Source organism: Rubritalea sp. (genome assembly GCF_039830215.1).
Classification (GTDB): domain Bacteria; phylum Verrucomicrobiota; class Verrucomicrobiia; order Verrucomicrobiales; family Akkermansiaceae; genus Rubritalea.
The window spans coordinates 1-5,038 of the sequence record NZ_JBDOPO010000044.1 but is presented as its reverse complement, the minus strand read 5'-3'; the positions used below and the strand labels follow the sequence as shown (position 1 = coordinate 5,038).

5 protein-coding genes are annotated in these 5,038 nt (G+C 45.5%); 3 read left to right on the top strand and 2 right to left on the bottom strand.

Annotated features, from left to right (window positions below; translation table 11 throughout):
• Together ABGY95_RS01120 and ABGY95_RS01115 are read left to right on the top strand one after the other, a co-directional pair.
• Nucleotides 1-954, top strand: a 954-nt coding sequence (locus ABGY95_RS01120; RefSeq protein ID WP_347439835.1) for a PP2C family protein-serine/threonine phosphatase, incomplete at its 5' end; no start/stop codon positions are given.
• A 46-nt stretch (nt 955-1,000) separates the two neighbouring features.
• The gene (locus ABGY95_RS01115; protein ID WP_347439834.1) at nt 1,001-2,605 is read left to right on the top strand and encodes a SpoIIE family protein phosphatase; all 1,605 of its coding nucleotides are present in this window, start codon (nt 1,001-1,003) and stop codon (nt 2,603-2,605) included.
• Nucleotides 2,606-2,633: 28 nt separating this feature from the next.
• Here the strand turns inward: ABGY95_RS01115 and ABGY95_RS01110 are convergent, their stop codons facing one another.
• A complete protein-coding gene (locus ABGY95_RS01110; protein ID WP_347439833.1) occupies nt 2,634-3,791 on the bottom strand; it encodes a hypothetical protein in 1,158 nt (385 codons plus the stop codon).
• Nucleotides 3,791-4,711 carry a metal ABC transporter substrate-binding protein gene (locus ABGY95_RS01105; protein WP_347439832.1) on the bottom strand — a complete coding sequence of 307 codons (921 nt, stop codon included), beginning with the start codon at nt 4,709-4,711 and terminating at the stop codon, nt 3,791-3,793. Before ABGY95_RS01105 ends, ABGY95_RS01110 begins: the two co-directional genes overlap by 1 nt.
• Nucleotides 4,712-4,794: 83 nt before the next feature.
• Between ABGY95_RS01105 and ABGY95_RS01100 the strand changes: the two genes are divergently transcribed.
• Nucleotides 4,795-5,038, top strand: a 244-nt coding sequence (locus ABGY95_RS01100; RefSeq protein ID WP_347439831.1) for an NUDIX domain-containing protein, incomplete at its 3' end; no start/stop codon positions are given.

The window sequence follows — 5,038 nt, the reverse complement described above, 5'->3', positions numbered from 1 at the left end:
GGTGAGATTCAGCGGGAGATGTGGCCTCACCGAGGGGACACATTTGTTCAAGTTGTAAAGCAACCTTGGTATGATAGTCGTGGCCGACTAGCTGGCACCTTCGGTGTGTCGACAGATGTGACAGGCATAGTCGAATCTCAGGAGAGATTAGAAGAAATTGCTCTAGATTTGCAGGCTAAGAATCATAGTTATCAAGAAGAGCTAGGATTGGCCCGAGAAGTACAACAGGCATTATTGCCATCTAACGATGGCCATTGGGACGAGCGGATAGCGACGGTGGCCGGTTTGGCTAAAATAGAGAGTAAGTACATTCCGGCAACCGAACTAGCCGGCGATTATTATGATGTCATTCCGCTAGGAGAAGGCAAGGTGGGGTTATTCATATGCGACGTTATGGGCCATGGAGTGCGGTCAGCTCTTGTTGTGGCGATGATTCGAGGTCTGATGGAGAAAGCGGCTCATCATGCAGATAGACCAGCAAACTATTTAAGAAAAATGAATCAAGGCCTTTGCCGTATTCTCGGGCCAACTGATGTGGATATGTTTGCTACGGCGTGCTACCTGGTCGCTGATTTCAATGAAAATACGCTTCGAGTCGCGAGTGCTGGGCACGACCAGCCTCTACTCGTAGAAAAAGAATCAGGAGTATTAGTAGGCTGTGACGCTCCAAAGGGACCAGCTTTGGGCTTTTTTGGTGATGCAGTATTTGAGAGTCGTATTTACGAACTGAACACGATAGCTGAAGCATTGCTCTATACTGATGGTATTTATGAGTCAGCAAATAAACAGGGGACTGAGTGGGGTAAGGAGCAATTTATAGCTTCATTCCTTGAGGTGCGAGAGAGCGAGGAAACTCAAGTGTTAGAAAGGCTCTGCGCCAATGCTCTCACTTGGGTGAGGGGCAAGGGGTTTGATGATGATCTTTGTATGTTAACTCTTCGCATGGACCAATGACGGTTTCTTATTGCACAGACCCAGCTAGATAGTTTTTATAGTAGAAATGCAAACCTCGGCTGACGATAGACTAGAACTTGCGCTACGTGCTTCGAATGAGGGTATATGGCAGTGGGATGTGGAAGAGAATGAAGTGAGCTATTCTGAAAGGGTGCTCAGCTTTCTGGGGTACAGTAGCGGGGAAGCCCCAAATATTTTTATGCAGCCAGATCTTTATTTGCATGAAAATGACCAGCCCCAACTTAAACAATCAGTAAAAGATATACTGCGGCAGAACGGTTCCGATTTGATCGCTGTAGATTGCAGGTATCGTCGTCCAGAGGGCTACTTTTCTTGGCTGCGAATTCGTGGCGCTTGTGTGCGAAACGACGAAGGGAGCGTTGTCTGTATCGCGGGCTCTATAATTGATATATCTCGAAGGAAAAATGCTGAGAAAGCATTGGAAGATGAGCGTCATTTACTGAGGCAGCTGATAGAAAATATCCCTAATAATATTTATTTTAAGGATAAGGACTCTAAGTTTGTTATGGCTAATAGGGCCACCGCTAAAAAAATGGGACTCAATAGCCCATCCGAATTATTAGGCAAATCTGATCATGACTTTTTTGATGCTGTGCACGCTGATAAATCAAAATTCGATGAGATGCAGATTATGGAGACTCTAGAGCGTCAGGAGGAGTCTTTAGAGCGTGAGACCTGGGAGGGTGAAGGGGAGGAAGACACTTGGGTAGTGACGACTAAGATACCTTGGCTTGATAATAAGGGCGCGGTTCTCGGAATTTTTGGAGTGACGAGCGATGTTTCCGACATGGTCAATGTGCAGATTCGTTTGTCTAATGCAGCTGCTGAGCTGAAGGATCGAAATAAAGATTACCAAGAAGAATTAGAACTGGCTCGTAAAGTTCAGCAATCAGTAATGGACCTGACCCCAAAGTCATTTCCCCGGGAGAATGCTAAAGCCGATATAATAGCTAGGTTTAGCGCTTTTTATAAACCTGATAGTGAAATGGCTGGAGATTTTTATGAAGTATTTCCGATCAGCGACACCAAGGCAGGTGTACTGATCTGTGATGTGATGGGCCATGGAGTTCGGGCTGCTCTCGTGGTCGCTATGTTACGCGGGTTAATAGAGAAGGAGAGTGACTCGGCCACCAGTCCCGAGTGGTTTCTCTATGGTCTTAATGATAGCTTAGTGAATATATTCAGTCACGCGGGCATTCAAATGTTCGCGACCGCTCTCTATCTTATTATAGATGTAGAGGAGGGCACCCTAGAGTTTGCCACAGCTGGGCACCCCATGCCTATCATAGTCAAAGACGGAGTGGCCTCGAAGCTTAATTCGGAAAAAATAGTGAGAGGTCCAGCTTTAGGTTTGGTCCCCGAAGCTCCCTACGGCGCCGATAAAGTTCAGTTGTCATCAATCGAGCTAATAGTTCTATTCACTGATGGCATTTACGAGATCGAAAATGCCGATGGTAAAGAATTTGGCGTGGAGAGAATGCTGAAAGTTCTTTCTTCCAAAACCCAAAAATCAGGCTCGGTGGCACTTGATCAACTATTAGAGGCTGCGGAGCAGCACGCGGGAACTCAGAGCTTTGGTGATGATGTGTGCATGCTCGCGATTGACCTCGAGCAAGGAGTTAAAACGTAATTGCTCGAGGTCATATGAGAGAGGCGAACTAGCGGATTTCGCCACCAGTTCCAAAGTCAATCTGGAATTGTAACCAAATTGCATCTTCGTGACCGAAGCCATCACGCCAATCGTGGTTGTATTGCAGGCGCACGTGGCCAGCTAGGTAGTCGTTGTAGCTAAGTCGGCGAGTAAGTGCGGCTGTGGACCTATGGCGAGATTCTAGTTCCTCGATAGGTTCATCCACTCCTTCTAGGTAATCAAATCTAAGGCCAAGTTCCCAGTTTTCTCTGAACCCCCAGCCAACGCTAGAATGAATGCCCCATTCGTCAGCTGATCCAGAGAGATCGCCATCTTCATTAACGTAATCAAAGTCGCGGTAGACTGGCTCTAAGGTGGCACGGAAGTGCTTGCCTCCAGCTTCTAGTCCATTTTCTCTCCACAAGTATGTTGCGTCGACTCCGAAAATTCGGCCGGTTTGCTTATAAGCATTGTCACCCTGCAAGTAGCTTACACCATAGATATATTGGTGGAAGTCCGTGTGGTTGTAGAGGCCTTTTAGGCGAGCCGAGAATATATTATCTGTGAGTAATGCTCCTTCACCTTCTAAATGTTCGTCATGAGCTTCTTCTTCTTCTTCTTCGCTATGATCATCGTGGCCCTCCTCAGGACCATGATGGTGACCATCATGTTCTAAAGCGTCACCAAAAGCTAAGGAGAGTAACGCGTTATGCTCTATGGGCAGTTTATAAGAGATCTCAGCACTGTTACTAATAAGCCCCTCTTCCCCCAAGAAGCGCGTTGTGATCAAGTTTGCATCCACAAAGTTCCAGCTGTGAAGGTGTTGACTATTCTGGGATGTGGCTCGGTTGAGCAATTGACCCGCACGTAGTTCGAAACCTGCTGGAAGTTCGATGAGCTTAAGGAATGCTTCTTCTAGCTCACCATCAATTTTATCACTATCATCTAAAAATGTATTATAGCTTACAAAGCCAGCAACATGGTCACCATAGCGTGCAGAAAGATTCAGTTCTAAGCCTTGTACTGTGAATTCGTCGTTAGGGTCGTGAGCATGTGTAGAAAGAGTCGCTTCCTCGATAGAGGCGTGGCCAAAGGCCATGTTAAGATGAGCATTGTAATCGAGTTGGAAGTCCGCGGCAATGAGAGGACTCATTGTCACAGCTATAATTGGCGTGATATAGTGCATTATTTGAGTGCGTTGGTTATGGTGTTGATATTGTGCTGAAACATACCTTGGATTGACTGAGCATGATCAGCATAAAGAGGCGGAGCTATCTTAGCCCCAGTGGATTTGGCGATTGTTTGCAAGCTTTTGGAGTTGGCCCCCTTTTCAGGGAAAATAGCTTTTACCTTATTCTTTTTAACGGTTGCAATGGCCTCAGCAATGTACTGTGGTGTGGCTGATTGTTCTTTATTGAGACCTTGAACTGGAATTGATTTAAAGCCGAATTCTTTACAGAAATATCCAAATGCGGCATGACCTGTTGCAAGATTTCTTTGAGAGCGAGGAATGGTAGCAATTTCTTTTTTAGCCCAAGATTTAAGCTCTGCAAGCTGCTTACGGTATGCTTTGGTTCTCGATTTATAATATGAGGTGCTGGACGGATCTATTTGTATTAAGGCCTTTTCAACAATAGTCGAAGCGCGCCTCCAATTTTCAATAGAATGCCACCAATGGGGGTCGAGTGCTCCATGGGAATGTCGCGGGCAGCAAGCATAAACGGATGAATCTCCGGAAATCTTCAAAGATGGAAGTCTTAAACCGACTTCAAGCACTAGCCCCTTATTTCCGACTATGGACTTTAATTTTGGTAGAAAAGGTTCGAGCTTTTTTCCTGAAGCTAAATAAAGTGCAGAACCTTGAGCCTTTGCTAATTTGCTAGGGGCTGGTTGGAAGGTATGAGGATCTCCGTTCGGGCCCATGAGGTCTACTATCGTGACTTTATCTCCGCCTATTTGTTTTGCTAGATCTGCAAGTAGCGGACTCAACGTGGTTACTTTAGTTTGAGCGCTGCAGTGTAGCGTTGTAATTAAGGCTATAAGCGAGATCAGTAATTTCATGTTGAGGATGATTAATAAGGCAATTTTCTTAAATAGCAAGATCATAGTGCGACAAAGTTGCATTTGTTACTTTGTGTGATTTGAGGTGATGCTTGCGATTGTCGGAATTGCATTCTAGAGTGGTCGAGATGAGCACAACCCCAGTGATTAAAAGTACTATTGAATGGAAAAATTGGAATGCAGAGATTCCTGCGACATTGATGTTCGTTGTTCAGAATGAAAGGGTTCTGCTGATTGAGAAGCTGACAGGGATAGGCCAGGGGAAGATAAATGGGCCTGGAGGGAAGATTGATCCAGGTGAAAACGCTATTCAAGCTATTGTTAGAGAGTGCCAAGAAGAACTTCACATCACACCTCATTCACCAGTCAAAA